The 18,184-nt window shown below is 70.8% G+C and carries 16 protein-coding genes and 1 pseudogene; 6 read left to right on the plus strand and 11 right to left on the minus strand.

All coding sequences use genetic code 11. The features are described from left to right. Positions 1-25: 25 nt before the first annotated feature. From BLT28_RS11680 to BLT28_RS11700, 5 genes are read left to right on the plus strand one after another with little or no spacing between them, the layout of a single operon-like run. Complete coding sequence (locus BLT28_RS11680; protein WP_231950759.1) at positions 26-526, plus strand: hypothetical protein; 501 nt, start codon at positions 26-28, stop codon at positions 524-526. Then, positions 496-1,893: a hypothetical protein gene (locus BLT28_RS11685; RefSeq protein WP_030432484.1), complete on the plus strand. Its 1,398-nt coding sequence runs from the start codon at positions 496-498 to the stop codon at positions 1,891-1,893. The genes BLT28_RS11680 and BLT28_RS11685 overlap by 31 nt, the downstream gene beginning before the upstream one ends. Next, a complete protein-coding gene (locus tag BLT28_RS11690; RefSeq protein WP_030432483.1) occupies positions 1,890-3,191 on the plus strand; it encodes a VWA domain-containing protein in 1,302 nt (433 codons plus the stop codon). Before BLT28_RS11685 ends, BLT28_RS11690 begins: the two co-directional genes overlap by 4 nt. Before the next feature lie 11 nt (positions 3,192-3,202). Continuing rightward, positions 3,203-4,315, plus strand: a complete 1,113-nt coding sequence (locus BLT28_RS11695) for an ATP-binding protein (protein WP_030432482.1) — start codon at positions 3,203-3,205, stop codon at positions 4,313-4,315. Beyond that, positions 4,312-7,017 carry a DUF5682 family protein gene (locus BLT28_RS11700; protein ID WP_030432481.1) on the plus strand — a complete coding sequence of 902 codons (2,706 nt, stop codon included), beginning with the start codon at positions 4,312-4,314 and terminating at the stop codon, positions 7,015-7,017. Before BLT28_RS11695 ends, BLT28_RS11700 begins: the two co-directional genes overlap by 4 nt. On the opposite strand, the gene BLT28_RS11705 is transcribed toward BLT28_RS11700, so the two are convergent. The 8 genes and pseudogenes from BLT28_RS11705 to BLT28_RS11740 all read right to left on the minus strand — a co-directional run bounded on the left by BLT28_RS11705 (position 7,007) and on the right by BLT28_RS11740 (position 13,459). Further along, positions 7,007-7,654 carry a hypothetical protein gene (locus BLT28_RS11705; protein ID WP_030432480.1) on the minus strand — a complete coding sequence of 216 codons (648 nt, stop codon included), beginning with the start codon at positions 7,652-7,654 and terminating at the stop codon, positions 7,007-7,009. The genes BLT28_RS11700 and BLT28_RS11705 overlap by 11 nt on opposite strands. A gap of 422 nt (positions 7,655-8,076) precedes the next feature. Then, positions 8,077-9,453 carry a DUF2252 domain-containing protein gene (locus BLT28_RS11715; RefSeq protein ID WP_197684095.1) on the minus strand — a complete coding sequence of 459 codons (1,377 nt, stop codon included), beginning with the start codon at positions 9,451-9,453 and terminating at the stop codon, positions 8,077-8,079. Further along, complete coding sequence (locus BLT28_RS11720; RefSeq protein WP_157376069.1) at positions 9,453-9,752, minus strand: hypothetical protein; 300 nt, start codon at positions 9,750-9,752, stop codon at positions 9,453-9,455. Before BLT28_RS11720 ends, BLT28_RS11715 begins: the two co-directional genes overlap by 1 nt. Positions 9,753-9,897: 145 nt before the next feature. Next, positions 9,898-10,050, minus strand: a pseudogene (locus BLT28_RS42835) (DUF6578 domain-containing protein); the annotation flags it as partial. An 8-nt stretch (positions 10,051-10,058) separates the two neighbouring features. Next, positions 10,059-11,144, minus strand: a complete 1,086-nt coding sequence (locus BLT28_RS11725; protein WP_156051579.1) for a CU044_5270 family protein — start codon at positions 11,142-11,144, stop codon at positions 10,059-10,061. Next, positions 11,137-11,718 carry an RNA polymerase sigma factor gene (locus tag BLT28_RS11730; RefSeq protein ID WP_030432476.1) on the minus strand — a complete coding sequence of 194 codons (582 nt, stop codon included), beginning with the start codon at positions 11,716-11,718 and terminating at the stop codon, positions 11,137-11,139. Before BLT28_RS11730 ends, BLT28_RS11725 begins: the two co-directional genes overlap by 8 nt. 40 nt (positions 11,719-11,758) lie before the next feature. After that, entirely contained in the window at positions 11,759-12,466 is a 708-nt protein-coding gene (locus BLT28_RS11735) for a dienelactone hydrolase family protein (protein WP_030432475.1), read from the minus strand. 9 nt (positions 12,467-12,475) lie between these two features. Then, the gene (locus BLT28_RS11740) at positions 12,476-13,459 is read right to left on the minus strand and encodes an ArsR/SmtB family transcription factor (protein WP_030432474.1); all 984 of its coding nucleotides are present in this window, start codon (positions 13,457-13,459) and stop codon (positions 12,476-12,478) included. A gap of 163 nt (positions 13,460-13,622) precedes the next feature. On the opposite strand from BLT28_RS11740, the gene BLT28_RS11745 reads away from it, so the two are divergent. Further along, positions 13,623-14,489 carry an alpha/beta fold hydrolase gene (locus BLT28_RS11745; protein ID WP_162184918.1) on the plus strand — a complete coding sequence of 289 codons (867 nt, stop codon included), beginning with the start codon at positions 13,623-13,625 and terminating at the stop codon, positions 14,487-14,489. Here BLT28_RS11745 and BLT28_RS11750 read toward each other — a convergent pair. From BLT28_RS11750 to BLT28_RS11760, 3 genes are read right to left on the minus strand one after another with little or no spacing between them, the layout of a single operon-like run. Next, a complete protein-coding gene (locus BLT28_RS11750) occupies positions 14,450-15,352 on the minus strand; it encodes an alpha/beta hydrolase (RefSeq protein ID WP_156051577.1) in 903 nt (300 codons plus the stop codon). The genes BLT28_RS11745 and BLT28_RS11750 overlap by 40 nt on opposite strands. Further along, positions 15,352-16,929 carry an AMP-binding protein gene (locus BLT28_RS11755; protein ID WP_052407962.1) on the minus strand — a complete coding sequence of 526 codons (1,578 nt, stop codon included), beginning with the start codon at positions 16,927-16,929 and terminating at the stop codon, positions 15,352-15,354. The genes BLT28_RS11750 and BLT28_RS11755 overlap by 1 nt, the downstream gene beginning before the upstream one ends. Beyond that, entirely contained in the window at positions 16,929-17,927 is a 999-nt protein-coding gene (locus BLT28_RS11760; RefSeq protein ID WP_052407961.1) for a biotin synthase BioB, read from the minus strand. Before BLT28_RS11760 ends, BLT28_RS11755 begins: the two co-directional genes overlap by 1 nt. Positions 17,928-18,184 lie beyond the last annotated feature (257 nt).

An 18,184-nucleotide genomic window follows, 5' to 3' on the forward strand; every position in this document is an offset into this window, starting at 1 on the left:
CGTGGAAGCGGGCACGGGAGATGGTGTGTTGTCAGATTCGGAGAGGTCGAGCACGGCGCGGGTCATCCCGCCGGCACGACCGCGCAAGCTCGCGAAGGTCCCGTTCGTGGAACTGGCGGACGGACGCGTGCAGGGGGTCGTCTCCAGCGGCTCGGACATCGAGCGCGTCTACGTCTCGTCCGTCGCCGCGGGCAGCTTCGAGTTCGCGTGCAGTACCAACAACAACCGCCCCTGCGGCGGTGCGCACGGCATGTTCTGCAAGCACATCCGGTCGTTGATCAGCGAGGCCGTGGTGCAGTACGGCGCCGAGCGCGTCGCGCGCCACCTGAGGGTCGACGTGGCGGAGGCGGACGCGCCGAGCATCACCGCCGCGATGGACCAGGCACGCCCTCCACAGGGCGACAACACCGCGGCGGCCCCTGTGTTCAGCCGCTTCCTGCACCACCTCGCCTACCTCGAACTCCCCCCGACCACGGCGCCGCTGCCGGAGATGCAGTGGTTCCCGCCGACCAGGTCGGTGGTGTGATGCGCATCGACGTGCTCGCGGACACCGTTGCGGGGCTTGATGAAGCCCTCACTGTCGTCGACGCGTTCGACCAAGCGCTCGTCGCGGGACTGCTCCGCCCCCAAGCCACCGGCCTGTTCGAACTCGCGGACGCCGTCGCGGGCACGCCACTGGCCACCAGGGTCGCCGAGGCCGCGGAGAAGGCTGCTGCGGGAGCGGCGGGCGAAGAGCACTTCGTCGCGCTGGCCGCCGCGCGAACCGCCCTGCTCGGTGCCGCACACGACGCCTTGGTGCTTCGCGTCGAGGAGGCGATCGGCCGGACCCGCGGTGAGGAACCTGGTGTCACGTCAGGAGAACCGGCCGCGCTGAACCTGCTCGCCGCCGCGCGGTCCTGGCTCGCCGACCTGGCGCGTTCGGGGTGGCGAGGCATCGACCACGACGTGGTCTCCGGGGCGGAGCAGGTCGTCTCCGCGTTGCTCAAGGAGCCCGGATCACGCCGTCTGGCAACGCTTCTCGACGGTTTCGCGGCCGAACTCGCGGCTTCCTGCCCTGGCGCGTCCCTGGACCGCGTGCCGGAGCGCCGCTGGGCGGACCTGTGGTCCCGCGCGATGCTGCTGACCCAGCCAGGCGCCGCGGACACGCCCCCGACCACGACGGCCACCGGTCGCCTGCTGCCGCTCGGTGTCGACCTGCACGAACATCCCACCGCCGCGCAGGCGCAGGTCCACGCGGTGTTCGAGCCCGCGGACGGCAGCGCGCCCCGCCTGGTGCGGGCCAGTGTCTCGGCGCCGAAGCCGGACACGGTCGTCGGCGCGGGCATCTGGCAGCTGCTGCGCCCGCACATGTCCTTGCTCGCGGCGGTCAGCGATGGGCACTCGATGACGCTGACCGAGATGCCGCTCACCGTCGAGGGCGACCTGATCTGGGACGACGAGCACGCCCGCCAGGGCGAGCCGGCCGACGCCTTCACCACCGCCCGGGTCGCGCTGTCCACGGCGACGGCTCCGGTGACCGCGCCGCTCGACCGGCACCCGGCGCGCATCGCCGTGCCGGTCTTCCTGGAAGGCTATTCGTCCACAAAGGACACATTCACCCTCGCGGGGCACGAGCTGGCCGTGGACACCGATCGCATCCCGGCCGCCGGACCGCTCACCCCGGAGGCGGTGGCGGCGTCGAGCGCCTGCATCGGCCTGCTGCGGTGGGACGCCGGGGTGTTCAGCGTCCAGCCGCTCGCCGTCGAGACCACCGTGCGCAAGAAGGCTGCCGCCCTGCACGCCGGCGCTTGGGCCGGGGGCACGACGGACAAAACCGGTGTCAAGGCGGAGAAGGCGGCCACGGACGCCGCGGCCCTGCTGCGCGAGCGCGCCGGAAGGTTGCTGCGGAAATGACCCACCACGACAACCGCCGCCAGGTCCTGTACTGGCGGCTGCTGGCCCGGCTCTTCGACCACGAGGAGCAGGCGACGCTGGAATCGTCGAGCCTCGCCGTCGTCGAGGACATCGGGCTGCCGCCGACCCTGCTGGACCCGCAGGTCTCCGTGGACTCGGTCGTGCAGCGCCACCCCGAACTGGCCGCCGAGTTCGACGGACTGATGACGCCGGACCCCGGCGCGGAGCGGGACAACGAGGCCGAGGTGCGCCGCGCCGCGCTGGTGTCGAAGGTGTTGCTCAACGTCTTCGCCTCCGGCTCCGGCTCGGTCTCCGCGGAACAGCTGGCGCGGTGGCAGGCCGACGCGGGCCGGCTGGAGCGCGCGCTGGGCCACGAGGCCGGGGACCTGCGCGCCGGTCGGGGTTCCTCCCCCGGTCTTGACCTCGGTTCGCTGGAGGCCGACCTCGTCAAGCGCATGCACCTGCGCGAGGTGCTGGCCGATCCCACGCTCGCCGCGAGGCTCACCCCGAGCATGTCGCTGATCGAGCAACTGTTGCGGGACAAGGACAACCTCTCCGGCGTGGCGCTGGCCAACGCCAAGAACCTGATCCGCCGCTACGTCGACGAGGTCGCCGAGGTGCTGCGCACGCAGGTGGAGAAGGCGACCGTGGGCGCGCTGGACCGCTCGATCCCGCCGAAGCGGGTGTTCCGCAACCTCGACCTCGACCGGACGATCTGGAAGAACCTCACCAACTGGAGCCCGGAGGAGGAACGGCTCTACGTCGACCGCCTCTACTACCGGCACACCACGCGCAGGACCACGCCGCAGCGGCTGATCGTGGTCGTGGACCAGTCCGGGTCGATGGTCGACTCGATGGTGAACTGCACCATCCTGGCGTCCATCTTCGCCGGGCTGCCAAAGGTGGACGTGCACCTGATCGCCTACGACACCCGGGCGCTCGACCTCACGCCGTGGGTGCGCGACCCGTTCGAGACCCTGCTGCGCACCAACCTCGGCGGCGGCAACGACGGCCCCGTTGCCATGGCCATGGCCCGCCCGAAGATCACCGAGCCGCGGAACACGGTGATGGTGTGGATCTCGGACTTCTACGAGTTCGACCGCTCCCAGCCGTTGTTCGAGGGGATCGAGGCGGTCCACCGCTCCGGGGTCAGGTTCATCCCGGTCGGCTCGGTGACCAGCTCCGGCCGCCAGGAGGTCAACCCCTGGTTCCGGGAGCGGTTCAAGGCGCTGGGAACACCGGTGGTCTCCGGCCACATCACCAAGCTCGTCCGCGAACTCAAGACGTTGCTCACCTGAGAAAGGCCGACATGTCCGACCTGTTGCGCGCCCCCGCCGAGCTCAAGTACGCCGAGGAGCTGGACTGGCTGGAGTCGATCGACGACAACCCCAAGCCGTTCGCCTGGCGGCTGTCCCCGAAGATGGTGCGGCTGTTCGTCCTGGGTTCGGAGCGCTCCGACGGCCTCGACCGGGAGATCCCGCAGAAGTGGTTCGGCGACCGCAGTTTCGTCGAGCGCTCCATCGTGACGCTGGCCTCCGACCGCGGCCTGCTGCTCATCGGTGACCCGGGGACCGGCAAGAGCTGGCTGGCCGAGCTGCTGGCGGCCGCGATCTCCCGCAACTCCACCCTGGTCGTGCAGGGCACCGCGGGCACGACCGAGGACCACGTCAAGTACTCGTGGAACGTGTCCATGGTGATCGCCAAGGGGCAGTCGCGGGAGTCGATGATCCCCTCGCCGATCATGACCGCGATGGAGACCGGGGCGATCGGCCGCTTCGAGGAGCTGACCCGCTCCACTTCCGACGTGCAGGACGCGCTGATCTCGATCCTGTCCGAGAAGTACATCTCCGTGCCGGAGCTGGACAGCGACAACATCGTCTTCGCCAAGCCCGGCTTCTCGGTCATCGCGACCGCCAACAGCCGCGACCGCGGGGTCAACGACCTGTCGTCGGCGCTGAAGCGGCGGTTCAACTTCGTGCGCATCCCGGTGGTGACGAACAAGAAGGCCGAGGCGGAGATCGTCCGCTTCCGCACCGAGGAACTGCTGCGCCGCCACCAGATCGAGCTGGAGGTGCCGCCGACGCTGCTGGACGTGCTGCTGCGCAGCTTCGGCGACCTGCGCGCGTCGGCGGCCGCGGCGAGCAGCGACGACGAGAAGCTGGAGTCCGCGCTGTCCACGGCCGAGCAGATCGGCGTGCTGGAGGACGCAATCCTGCACGGGGACTTCTTCGGCGACCGCACGCTGACCGCCCGCGCGCTCGCGTCCTCGCTCGTCGGCTCGCTGGCCCGGCGCGAACCGGAGGACCTGGCGATCCTCAACAAGTACCTGCACGGCGTCGTCGAGCCGCGCAGCAAGGAGGAGGGCGGGGCCTGGCCGGAGTTCCTCGACGGCGGCCGCGACGCGATTGCCACCCTTTCATGAGCTTCGACGCGCTCCGCACCCGGTTGCGGGAGGCCGCCGCCGCGCTCGCCGACGGGCCCGACGCGCTGGAGGGCATCCTCCTGGGCATCGTCGACGACGTCGCCCACGCCGAGCGGGAGCCGCTGGAGATCTTCCCGGTCTGCCACCACTCCCCCGCCTCGGCCGTGGCGATGGCGCGGCGGCTGCGGCAGAAGCAGCCGAAGGTCGTCTACCTGGAGCTGTGCGAGGACATGGCTCCGCTGCTGACCGAGCTGCGCAACTGCCGGCTTCCCGTTGCCGTGCAGGCATTCGCCACCGAGGTGGACGGGTTCCCGGCCGAGTGGGCGCCGCTGTCGGTGGTCGCGCCGATCACCGAGGCGTCGGCCGAGTACCAGGCGATCGCGTACGCGCTGGACACGCCCGGCGTCGAGCTGGTGCTCGTCGACCGCTCATCCGACCACGTCTTCCAGTGGGACGGGCCCAGGACGGATTCCGGTGCCGCGGAAGAGGAGTCCGGCCTGCACGGCGACGCGGTCGGTGTGGAGATCGGTGACCTGCGGCCGCGCTTCGCCGAGCTGGAGGAGCACCTGCTGCACCACGGCCGCGTGCGGCACTGGTCGGAGTGGTGGCACCAGTACGTCGAGCTGCCGCTCGGCGACAGCGACCACGACACCTACCGCCAGGTGATGCTGTTGATCGGCAGCCTGTTCCGGCGGCTCGCCCCCGGCGATCCGCGCCGGGTCCGGGTGGACGAGGACCGCGAGCGCTACATGTGGACGCGGATGCGCGAACACCTTGCCGCATCGGGGATCGCCGCGGCCGACGCGCTCTACGTCTGCGGCGCGTTCCACGCGGTCAGCCGGGTCGCCGAGTTCGGGCTGCACGGCAGCGACACCTTCGAGATCAGCCCGCGCAGCGCGAGCACGTGGCAGTACGGGCTGATCCCGTCCAGTCACGCGGCGATCGAAGCGCAGTTCGGGCTCGCCGGGGGCTCGGTGTCGATCGCCGCGACGGAATGGGCGAACAACGTCAAGCGCACCAAGGTGAAAGCCTTCCGGCTGGTCGGGCAGGCGGGGGCGAAGAAGCCCGCGAAGCTGCCCGAACCCGCGCCGGACGCCGAGCCCTCGGACAAGCTCTCCGGCTTCCTGCGGCGACCACCGGTCCTCGACCGCCTGGACGAGGCCGAACTGCTCGGCTGGTCGGTGGAGATCGTGCGGGCGGCGCGGCGCAACGGCTACCTCGCCTCCACCGCCGACGCGATCGCGGTCTACGAGACCTCGATCCTGCTGGCCGGGATGCGGGACCGGGCCAAGCCGACGCCGTACGACTTCCAGGACGCGGCGATCACCTGCATCGAGAAGGACACCGTCCCCGGTCGCCGCGACGTGCGGCACCTCGTCGAGATCATGATGGGCGGCGACCGGATCGGCCAGGTCGGCTATGACGCGCTGCCGCCATTGGCCCGCGACGTGCACGACCGGCTGGCGCCGCTGAACCTCAAGCTCGACCAGCGCGGGGTGCGGCGGGCGCTGCTGGACATCGCCGGGCAACCGGAGCTGAAGGCGTGCTCGGACGTGCTGTGGATGTTGCGGTACCTGATGCCGCACGGCGCGGTGCGACCGATCATGGGTGAGCGACGGCTCGGTGAACAGCCGATCCAGGAGTCGTGGGACCTGGCCCTGGGCACTCACCAGCGTTCGCTGATCGAGCTCGGTTACGAGGGCGTCAGTGTCGAGCAGGTCCTGGAGCAACGACTCCGCCGCGCCGCGTACGACCCGCAGGCGACCGCCGCGACCGTCCTGAAGGCGGTCGAGGACGCGACGCTGTACCTGCGCAGCCGACGCCTCGCCGACGAGCTGGGCACGCGGGCGCTGGAGGTGCTCACAACCGAGCGCAGCGTCGACGGTGCCCCGGAGGTGCTGCGGCGGGCACGGCGGTTGCTCGCGTACTACCGGACCAGCGAACCCGTTCTGCCGCAATGGATCGAGTCCTTCGTCAAGGCAGGCTACGCGCACTACTGCACGTTGCTGCCGACCTCGTTCGCCGACGAGGACGCGACCGTGCACCACGTCGCGGCGATGCTGAGCTTCCTGTTCAGCATGGAGAACCTGGCGCTGTCGCTGGGGTGCGATCGCACGCAGCTGGAGCTGGCGTTCGCGCAGTCGCACCCGAAGGAGCCGCAGAAGGTGGCGCTGTTGTGGGCCGCGCAGGTGCACCTCGGGACGCTTTCCCGGGCGGAGCTGCGGGCGCGGTGCGACGACCTGCTCGGCAATCCCTTGGTGGTGCCCGCGTATCCGCGCTACCTCAGCGGGTTCGTGCACGCACTGGAGCCGGTGCCGGGGCTGGCCGAGTTCGTGGTGGAGGCGGTGTCCAACGCGTTCCGGTTGCTGCCCGACCCGGTGCTGCTGCCCTGGCTCCCGACGCTGATCAGCACCCTGCGCTCGGGTGGTGCCGAGCTGGCCCCACTGCTCATCCGAGAGGCCGGGCGGATCTTCCCCGGCCGGCTCGCCGCCCTGGACGAGTGGGTGCCGCCGTGGCTGGCCGAGCCCGCGCCCGTGGTGCGGCGGTCCGCACAGCGCGCCACGCTGCTCGCCGCGCATCCCGCGACGTGTGACGCGGTGGCGAGCCTGCTCGGGCTGGACAGTGCCCCGTCGGGCGCGGAACTGGTCGGCCGCCATCCGGAGACCGCCGTCGCAGTGGAGGCGCTGTTGGCTAGCCGCTGACCCGATCATGGGCTTCGGCCAGTTCACCCGCCCAGGAGCAGTCGCAGTCGCGCTCGTAGGCCGCCATCAGCCGGTCCCTGGTCGACTCGCGGCACAACCACGCGACGAGCACCTCGCCGCGCCGACGAGCGCGGAAGTCGAAGTCGTTCACCAGCAGTGCGAGTTGCCGGTCCGCCTCGACGCCACCCGTGGTGTCCCAGGCGGTGAGGAATCGCTCGATGCCGTCGCCAGTGCGGGCGGCGGCATCGAGAAAGTCCGCGGCACCGGCGAAGGCGCCGAGCTGCGAAGGGAAATCGCTCACCAGGGCGAGCCACAGCGCGTCCAGGTACTGGTCAACTGCCTGCTGCTCTTCCAGCGGCCAGGTGCGCCACTCCTCCTGCGCGAGCTTGCCCAGCACGATGCCCGGATCGAGGTCGTCCGAGCCGACCAGGCTCCGGAACAGAACCGGCAGCAAGCTCTTCACGTCGTCGCGGTCGCCGACGGTGTTGCCGAGCCGGATCGACAGCGAGAAGAGGTCGTGCTCGTGCACCTCGGTCCGGGACGAGCAGTGCGGGCACCCGTCGAGCACCGCGCGACGCGGGTACGACGCGAAGGCGTGGTCGACGCGCTCCAGCGCTGCCGCGAGGTCTTCGTGCACCTCCTCATCTTGCACGTCCGCGCCAGCGGATTCTCACGTGAGGAGGCGGGCTCCGGCACGCACAGCAGCCCGGTCGGTGTCGGTGGAGCGCGCTGCGCTCTTGCCGAACCAGCGCCTCCGCTCGTCGTGTCAGCGGCGGAGGTCGCGGTCGAGATATGCGATCACTGCGGTGGACTCGGCGACCGGAACCGTCTCGCGGACCAGGGGCCGGTCCTGGTGCGCCCAGGTCAGCGTGATCTCGTCACCGGTCCGCCAGCTCAGCGCGGCCTCGCAGTCAGGGTCGTCGAGGGCCTGCTCGACGTCGGCGGGCAGGAACAGGTCCCCCTGGAACCGGGCGATGTCGTGGTCGACCCACGGCCCTCGTCCCAGGGAGCGACCTCGTCGAGCGGGGTCAGCGAGAACCCGAACCGCAAGCGAGCCATTCAGTCGCGGTCCTCGATCTCGGCGTCCAGCTCGCCGCGCCGCACGGCCGCGCGCAGTTCGGCGTGGTCGGCCTCGACGGTGTCGGCGTAGCGGACGGCGTAGTTGCCCACCGCGTCGTCGAGTTCGGCGTCGTCGCCGCAGTATCCCGCGAGCAGGCGCGGATCGGCGGAGCGGCAGTGCGCCCGTGCCAGCAACGCGCCCGCGAGCCTGCCGTAGTCGTCGAGGTGGTCCTCGCGCAGCGCGGTCGGGTCGATGTCGCCCTTCATGTTGCGGAACTGGCGCACGATGTAGTGCCGACCGTCCACTGTGGTCCATCCGAGCAGGAGATCGGACTCCGCCTGGACCAGGCGGGCGCCGTCGACAACGCGTTTGCCCTCGTGCTCGTGCGGCGGCACGTTCAGGTACGGCGCGAGGCACGACGGCGCGGCCTGCTTCACCTGGAGCACCAGGGCGTCGTTGTCGTTGCCGTGCAACAGGACCAGGTAGTTGCGCAGTCCGACGCTCCCGGTGCCGACGACGCGGAACGCGATGTCGGCGATCGCGTAGCGGGTGATCAACCCGCGCCGGGACTCGCGCAGCGTGCCGACGTAGCCGGCCAGCCCGTCGGCGACGCTCCGCGCCACCTCACTCGTGACGTGCCGCAGCACCGGCAGGTTCTCGACGAACCGGACCTCGTCCCCCTCGCCCCGCGCGGTCCACTTCGCCGCGACCTTGGCGCTGGTGTTCTTCCTGGCCTTCTTCGACGCCTTCGCGAAGTCGTCGAGCAGTTCGTCCGCCTTCAGTTTGCCGATCGTGGCCGCGTCGGCGAGCGCGTTCCACGCCTCCAGGAACGGCATCTCGGCCAGCCGCGCCATGGTCCGCCGATACGCGCGCACGGCGTCCTTCGCGGCCTTCGCGCAGCCGTCCTCGGAGACCCCGCCCGCGCGCCCGGCGAGGACGAGGCTCGCGGCGAGCCGCTTGAGGTCCCACTCCCACGGACCGGGCACGGTCTCGTCGAAGTCGTTGATGTCCATGATGATCCGGCCCTCGTTGGTGCCGAAGAGCCCGAAGTTCGCCGCGTGGGCGTCACCGCAGATCTGCGCGGTCACCCCGCTGGTCGGCGTACCCGCCAGGTCGGCGGCCATCAGCCCGGCCGATCCGCGGAAGAACGCGAACGGCGACGCCAGCATCCGCCCGACCCGCAGCGGCGTCAGCTCGGCCAGCCGCGGCGCGTTGGTCGCGCGCACGAACTCCACGGCGGTGGGCCGGCCGGCGCCGCGCGCGTCGTGGTCGTGCAGCTTCGGCCGCACGTCCGCGCGCAGGTCGCATCCACGGGCGTACACCTCGGCGGGCTTCTGCCAGAGCCGGAACACCGTCTGCCTGTCCACGCCTTCCATCATGCACAGGTCACCGTCGCGAGGATCGTGGTGATCTGGCGGTGAGACGTATCGGTTATCTCGAACGGCGTGCGCGGAATGAACCTGGGTGCTCGCGAGGTCTTCTCCTCCAAGCGGGTCGTTCCCGCCGCGGCCTGCCAGCCCTCGCGCACGAACCGGAACTCGCACGAGAGCAGCCACACCGCCGTGACCAGTCCCGTCGTCAGAGGCACCTGGCGAGGAATACCGACGTGGTGATCCTCGCGCAGCAGTCCGGTCAGCGTGATGCTGTCCGCCGAGCGGCGCGGAAACCCTGACAAACGCGGACGAAACCCCTGCGGTCGCCACGGCGGGCACGAGGCCGTCAGGGCACCCGGACGGCCGTGGGGACAGTGGTGCCAAGCGAGCTTCGACGCTCATCTCCGAGGGCGGGTCGACGTCGGGAAGAGGGTCCCACAGCAGACGCCAGGAAACCGTGTCGCCGACCGAGAACGGGGCGCCGCAGCATTCCATCTGCCAGCCCTCGATCAGGACCGGCAGATCGTTGAGGGCGGTCACCGTGCGGCGGCAAAGCCGATCTTCGTCGTCATGCCGCGAGCCTAGCCGCGCGCACGGCACCCCCCGTCCTAATTCGTGGGCACGACGCCCGCGCGGTCGGTGACGCCCACGGTCACCGCGGTGAACTCCACGACGGTGCCTGCCGGAAGCCCCGCCCAGAACCCTGTCCCCGGCTGGACCAGCACGCTTCGTCGTCCGATGTAGCGGCCGGAGCCGGTGTCGACGATCACCTCGTCGCGGAGGTCGCCCTCGGTGAGGCCGAGCGCGGTCCCCCTGCGCCCGTCGAGGTTGGCCGCGTTGTCGGTCACGTCCAGACCGGGCAGCTTCACCAGCGCGCGGTAGACGGCGGCGCGCAGCTCTGCAGAGGTCTCGGCGGTGCGCAGCACGCCGGAGGCCAGGCGGAGCACGTCCGGGCCACGGCCGTGGGCGTCCTTGTGCAACCGCTCGTACAGCGCGTCGGGGTCGCGCGGGAGGTCGGCGAGGAAGCGCGGCGCCGGTGCCTCCCAATGGCCGTAGCGCTCACCACACGGCTTGCCGTCGTCGGGCGTGCCGCCGAGTTCACCGTTGGAGTCCGGGAAGTCCCCGCACGGCCCCCGCTGCACCCGTTCCCGGTTCGCACGCGGGTCGAGCAATCCCCCGTCACCCTCGGCACGCGCGAGATCTTCATTGCCAACCAACCACTTCCGCGCGCCCGTCTGTCCACTTCGGACAAGCCAGTGCTCGGCGCGAACCGAGGGGACCCACAGCTGCACCAGGCTCTCCTGGAGCACTGACAGGGGTTTGCCGGTCGTGGTCGACGCGCTCGCGAGAGCCCACTCCCGGGTCGCGGTGTAGGAGAACTGCCCTGGTCCGGGGCGTGCATCAGGGTTGCCGAGCGCCCGTGCCGCCGCGGCACCCAGGTTCTCCGCCGCCTCGGCCGTTGCCCCCGGTGCTCCGGGCATCACCAGCACTCCGGCGGTCAGCACGGCCACAGCGGCCGACGCGGCCACCCACGCGAACCGGCGGCGCGGCTTGGGCGGGGCTTCGCGACACGCGAGCAGCAGGGTCGTCCGCACGTCCTCGGACGGCGCGTCGACCTCCGCGTTCAGCGCGGCCAGCGCCTCGTCCAGCTCGGCATCGGTCCACATCGTCGACACAGCACCGTTCTCACTCATCGCCCTTGCTCCCCACCTTCGGCGCTTCGACGCGCAACTGCCGACGAACTCGATGCAGGCGCGACCGAACCGTGCCCACTGGAATGCCGAGGGCCTCAGCCACTTCAGCCGCGTCCAACTGCGCCCAGCTGGACAGCAGCAGGACGTCCCGATCCCGATCTTCAAGGCGCTCCAGAGCCGCCGCGAGCTGCTGAGCGCGGGTCTGCGCGTCGACCTTCTCGGCCACACGGCCCTCGTGGCTCTCCACGCGCTCCGGCAGCCGCTCGGCCGCGCTGACGGCGCACTGGTGCCGCTTGCCCAGCCGCGCGTGCTTGCGGAGCACATTGGTGGCGATGCCGTACAGCCACGCGCGAGCCGTCGCCCTGCCGGGGTCGTAGGTGGCGCGGCTCTGCAACGCCGCGAGGAACGTCTCCGAGAGCAGGTCGTCGGCGGCTGGCCCCGCCCGGCCGGCCAGGTATCTGTGCAGGTGGCGCGCGTGCCGGTCGAAGAGCGCGCCGAACGCCTCCGCCGGGTCGGGGTGGGACAGGTCCGGCCGATCGTCCTCCGCGGAGGCGGGCGGCGCCTTGTCCGTCATCGTCTTCACACCACTACTTGCACGGAAACGCCACCGGCGTTCACAGGTGCTTGGCGAAGAACTCCAGGGTCCGGCTCCACGCCAGGTCGGCGGCGGGCTTGTCGTAGAAGGACGGCGCGTCCCAGTTGGAGAACGCGTGCCCCGCGTCGTAGCGCAGCACCTGGACGTCGGCGTGCCCGGCGAAGGCCGCTTCGACCTCGTCCACCCGCTCCTGGGGGATGTAGGGGTCGTTGGCGCCGTAGTGGAACAGCATCGGGAAGTCGATCTTCTTGCTGCCCGTCTCGACGTCGCTGATCGCCGAGCCGTAGTAGGACACCACGGCGTCCGGCCCCCGACCGTCCACACGGGACTGCGTCGCGAACAGGTACGCCAGCGTCCCGCCGAGGCAGAACCCGACCCCGCCGACCTTGCCGTTGCACTCGGGCATCGCCAACAGGTGGGCGAAGGTGGCCGTGATGTCCTTGGCCACGAGGGCGTGGTCCAGCTGCTGCGCGAGGGTCATCCCCTCGGCGAGCCCCGACTCGTCCTTGCTCTCGAACCGCCGCTGCACCCGCCAGAACACGTCCGGGACGAGCGCCGCGTAACCGCGCCCGGCCAGCTGCTCGGCCAGGCCCCGCATGTTGTCGTTGACCCCGAAGACCTCTTGGAACAGCAGGATTCCCGGTGCGGGGGTGGTGGCGGGCACGGCGCAGTACGCGTCGAAGCTCTCGCCGTCGTGGGACTCGATCCGCTCGTAGCGCGTGCTCACCCGGCGAGCCTAGCGGGAGGCGGCCTCAAGCAGCGACAGGCCGCAGCCGGTGATGCTGTGCAGCGCGGAGCCGCCACGGCGCTGGGTGACGATCAGCCCGGCGTCGCGCAGCACCGTCGCGTGCTGGCTGGCCCCCGCGGGCGAGATGGCGAGCCGGACGGCCAGCTCGGTCGTGCTGACCCCGGGCCGGGCGGCGATGGCCTCCAGCACGATCGCGCGGGTCTTGCCGAGCAGCGCGACCAGGGACCGAGTGCCGGACATCTTCCGCAGGGCCGGGTCCGACCAGCCCGGTGTTCGCTCGACCGGGTAGACCAGCACCGGGTCCCGGTTGGCGTCCTTGAGCGTGACCGGGTTCTTCCAGCAGAAGAACGACGGCACCAGGGTCAGGCCGCGCCCGCCGAGGTGCAGTTCCTGCTCGACCGGGTAGTCGACCTCCAGGGTCGGGGACCGCCACCGCACGCTCGGGTGCAGGTGGTTGAGCACGGCCTCGACGCCGGAGCCCAGCATCGCCTGGAACCGGTTCTGCCGGTCGGCGTTGATCTGAGCGGTCATCGTGTTCCAGTACGGCTGGAGCGCATAAGAGAAGTAATGCCGCACGGTGCGGTCCAGCAGGCCCAGCACCTCGGAGTCGCCGGTCGCCAGGCGCTTGACCGGGGTGGGCAGCGGCTGGTCCGCGGCCAGTTCGGCGACGTCCTCGTGCAGGAACCGGCCCGAGGTGTTGAGCAGCCGGTCGAGCGCGGTGGAGAGGTCCTTCGCCCCGACCGTGGGCGTGAGGAAGTCCGCCGAGTAGCCGCGGGCCGGTGCGAGCGTGGTCAGCAGGCGCACGGAGGGTGTTGCCTGGCTGCGCACCCTGGAGCGCCACTGGCCGAACGGGATCTCGCCGTCGCTCTTCTGCAGCATGTGGACGCTGAGCAGGGTCTCCCACAGCGGGTCGGGTGCGTCGAGCACGCGCACGCGCGCGAGGTCGTCCGCTTCGAAGTGGATCCGCAACATGTCTGCCTGCCCCCAGGTCAGCTGGTTCCCAAGAACCCCGGCATCCTTGTCAGTGCCCCCATACACGAGCCCACACACGCGTGTGTGCACGCTGTCGGCGAACACGCTGCACCTAGGGGCGGAGAGGGCGGCGACCCGGGTCTTGCCGCTCCACACTGGCGGTGTGGAACACACGATCACGAACAACGGTCTCACGCTGTGGTGTGAGGACTTCGGGGATCCCACCGATCCGGCGGTGCTGCTGGTGATGGGGCACGGCGGCCAGGGCACCGCGTGGCCGGACTCCTTCTGCGAGGCGCTGGCCGCGGGCGGGCGGCGCGTCGTGCGGTTCGACAACCGCGACACCGGGCTGTCCGACAGCGTGGACTTCGCGGCTTCGCCCTACACGGTCGGCGATCTGGCGGCCGACGCGCTCGCGGTGCTGGACGCGCTCGGCATCGAGTGCGCGCACGTGGTCGGCCTGTCCATGGGCGGCATGATCGGCCAGGAGATGGCGATCGAACACCCGGAGCGCGTGCTGTCGCTGACGTCCTGGATGTCCACTCCGGACGTCCTCGACCCGGCGACCTTCGACTGGAAGAGCCTGCCGGTCAGGCACGCGAAGGTGACGGAGTTCGTCGCGCGCACGGCGGCCTGCCCGCCGGCCACGCGGGCGGAGCGGGTGGAGGCCGGGGTCGGGCTGATCCGGGTGTGCGCCGGGAGCGCCACGAAGCTCGACGAGGTCGCGACGCGCTCATGGGTCGAGGCCGGGCTCGACCGCTCCGAGAAGGACGGCTCGCTGAACCACAGCCTGGCCATCTCGCGCTCGCGCGAGCGCTTCGACCTGCTTCCCGGGCTCAGCCTGCCGACCCTGGTCCTGCACGGCACGGACGACGGAGTCATCCCGTTCGCGCACGGTGAGCAGACCGCGCGGCTGATCCCGGGAGCCCGGTTCGTCCCGCTACCCGGCGTCGGTCACGAGATCCCGATGGCGCAGGAGGACTTCCTCGTTCACGTGCTGCTGACGCACACGTGCGCCAGCGCGGCGTGAATCCGGTCGCCGAAGTCCTTCGGGTAGGTGTGCCCGGTGTCCGCCATGACGTTCAGCCGCACGTCGAACCCGCGCTCGGCCAGCCCGGCGGCGAAGCGCTCAGCCGCGGGGCGGTCGTCGTCGTGCTCGCCGGTGAGCACGACGCACGGTGAGGGCCGTGTGGCCTCGGTGATCTCCGGCATGCGGTGGTCGGGCGGGCACAGCGCGATGAAGCCGGTGGCCCCGGGCACGGCACCGCTCATGCTCCACTCGGCGGCGAACCGGGCACCCTGGGAGTATCCCGCGAGCACGAGCGGCAGCCCGTCCGCGACGTCAGCGCACAGCTCGGCGACCTGGGCGCGGGCCAGCCCCTCGTCGATCCAGCCGAGGTCACCGTCCGAAGTGGTCACTTCGCTGCTCTGCGGCACCACGACGCGGAATCCGGCCGTGCTGAAGGGCTTCCACCGGCGGGCGAAGCCGCTGTGCCGGTCAGCGCGCGCGTGCAGCGGGACGAGCACACCGCGCGGCGGGCCCTCCGGTTCGAACACGATGGGCGTGGTCTCGCGCGGAGCGCGGTCGCGGTGTTCTTCCGAGCGCCGCACGATCTCGGCGAACTCCGGGCGTCCCTGGAGCCCGCGCAGCGGTGGGTTGACCGCCAGGAGCTCGTGCCACCACCACACCCCCTCGTCCAGGGCGTCCCGCAGCACGGCGAGCGCGGTGTCGTCGTCCCCGGTGCGGCACAACGTCTCCGCCACCCAGATCTCGGTCAGCGCGCGCTGCTTGGGGTAGGCACCGCGAGAGCGCAAGGCCAGCTCGCGGGCCTCGCCGAAACGGCCTTCGGCGAGCAGTTCGACGACCTTGTCCTTGGCCTGCCCCAGGAACATCACTTCGCCATCGCCCGCTTGTGCTTGCCGCAACCGCACGCCTCGTCACGGCTTATCACCATGGAGAGGCTGCCGTTCGCGCGGTGGGCGTCGCGGACCTGACGACGGCGCAGCTTGCCCTCGGCCCCGCGCGGCAGGCGGTCGACGAACTCGATGTTCCTCGGGCACTTGAACGCGGCGATCTTGTTGCGGCAGAAGGAGATCAGCTCAGCGGCCAGCTCGGAACCCGGAGTCGCGGAGTCGACCGGTTCGACGACGGCGAGCAGCCGCTCCCCCATCATCGTGTCCGGCACTCCGATCACCGCGACGTCGGCGACGGCCGGGTGCGCGAGCAACGCGTCCTCCGCCTCGCGCGGGTACACGTTGACGCCGTTGATGATCACGGTGTCCGACCTGCGGTCGGTGAGGTAGACGTAGCCGTCCTCGTCCACGTAGCCGATGTCGCCGACCGTCGCCCAGCCGCGCTGGTTGTACAGGGCGGCGGTCTTCTCCGGCGCGTTGTGGTAGCTGACGCGGTTCGGCGTCGGCGCCCCGCCGAGCCCGGAGAACCACAGGACTCCGGTGCGGCGGGGCGGCAGCTCGTTGCCCGACTCGTCGCACGCGTGGATCTCGCAGCCGATCGGGCGGCCCACCGAACCGGGCCGCGTCGCGGACTCGCGGGCGCTGATGATCGCCCGGCCGAAGCCCTCCGAGCTGGTGTAGACGTCCCAGACCTTCTCGCCGACCCAGTCGATCCACTCGGCGCGGACCTGCGGCGGGCAGGGCGCGGCGGTGTGCATCACCGCGCGCAGGCTGGACACGTCGTAGGCCGCGCGCGCCTCGGGCGAGAGCTTGAGGACGCGCTGCATCATCGCGGGAACGAGCTGGAGGTGCGTGACGCGGTGCCGCTGCACCGACTCCAGCAGCCCGCGCCGGTCGAAGCGGGACAGCAGCACGAGCGTGGCGCCGAGCTTGAGGGTCGCGCGCGACCACCGCAGCGGGGCGCCGTGGTGCAGCGGTCCCGGGGTGAGGCTGACGCTGTCCTGGTCGCCGCCCAGCAGCTCGGTCATCATCGGCACGAACCAGTCGCCGGGGCCGCCCGTCGTCGGCCGCTCGGCGTGGATTCCCTTGGGGCGCCCCGTGGTTCCGGACGTGTAGACGACCACCCGGCCCGGTTCGGACTCGGGCAGCGGCGTGGTGGGCTGGGTGGCCAGGGCGTGGGCGAAGTCCTGGTGGCCGGCCAGCGCACCGCCGACCACCAGGCGCCTGCGCACCGACGGCGTGAGGTCGACCAGCATGCTGGCCAGTCCCGCGGCGCCGACCGAGGTCACGACGACGTGGGCGTTGCTGTCGTTGACGATGTAGGCGGCCTCGTCCGGGGTGAGGTGCACGTTCACCGGGGTGAAGTCGACCCCGGCCAGCTCCGCCGCGAGGCAGGTGACCAGGTACTCCGGGCAGGTGTCGAGCAGAACGGCGACGCGCTCCCCGGCGCCGAGCGCGGAGCGCAGCAGGTGCGCCATGCGCGTGACCTGCTCGTCCAGCTCGCCGTAGGTCATGCGCCGGTCGTCCATGACGATCGCGGTCTTGTCGGCCCTCATCACGCACCTGTGCCTGTCAGCTCGCGCAGGAACAGCGACCCGGTGACCGTCATCCCGGCGCCGGTGAGCGCGCGGGTGGCGTGCTCGCGCCGGACGACGAAGCGGTCCTTGCCGTAGATGAGGTACTTCCCGGCGTGCTCGGGGTCGGAGAAGTTGATCGTCATGACGTTGGCGCCCGCCTGGAACCCGCGCAGCTGGCCGTCCCCGCGCGTCTTGGCCAGCGCGCTGACCGACGGGATCAGCCAGGTCGGCTCCACGATCCGCATCGCGGCGATCGCGTTCAGCGCCACGTCGACGTCGCCGTAGGCGTGGTCGGCCAGCGGCGTGCCCGGGGCCGGGATGAACGGCGCGATGCTGGACATGTGCACGCCGAGCCGCTTGGCCAGCAGGATGTCCTCGGCGACGCTCTCCAGGCTCTGGCCGGGCAGGCCGACCATCGCGCCGGTGCCGACCTTGTACCCGAGGTCGAGCAGGTCCTCCATGCACCGCATGCGCGAGGCGAAGGTTTCGTGACGAAGCTTCGCATAAAGCGCGGGATCGCTGGTCTCGTGCTTCAGGATGTAGCTGGTCGCACCCTGGTCCTTCAGATAGGCGTACTCCGAGCGCTTCTTGTTACCCAGGTTGAGCAAGATCTCAACGTTGTCGTTAAACAGTTCACGAATGCGCGGAATGGCCTCGCCGACGATCTTCGTGGTCTTCGGGATCTCGCCGGCCTGCAGGAAGACGACATCGATCCCGGCGGCGTGGATCTCCCGCGCCCGCGCCACGATCTGCTCGACGTCGAGCACATAGATCGAGTTCGACACGGTGTTGTCGCGCCGCATCGGGCAGTAGTCGCAGTTGACCCGGCAGAGATTGGTGACCTCGACGACACCGCGCAGGACCGCGACATCGCCCCACGCCGTGGCACGGCAGCGACGAGCCTCGGAAAACAGCTGGTCCTGCGCTTCCCCACGGGCGCGCAGCAGCTCGGTGATCTCGGCAACGGTCAGGGACATCCTCTTCCTCACGGCAGGAGTGAGCTCCGTCGCTCCACGTACTTGACAGGGGATCGCACGCCCGGCCCACTCACCTTTGAGGGAGGACCGGGCCAGGTCGGCACAAAACTTCGCCGGAAGCCGAACGAAAGCTAACACCGAGATCGCTTGATCGGTCAAGCGGAAAGGGGCCGTCGGGCAAACCGTAATAAGGGCTTCACACGCCGTTGAGGTTTCCCTGTGACCTGCGCCATTGTCCGTAACCTGCGCTGTCCGGC

Origin of the sequence: Allokutzneria albata (assembly GCF_900103775.1) — a bacterium.
Lineage (GTDB): Bacteria > Actinomycetota > Actinomycetes > Mycobacteriales > Pseudonocardiaceae > Allokutzneria > Allokutzneria albata.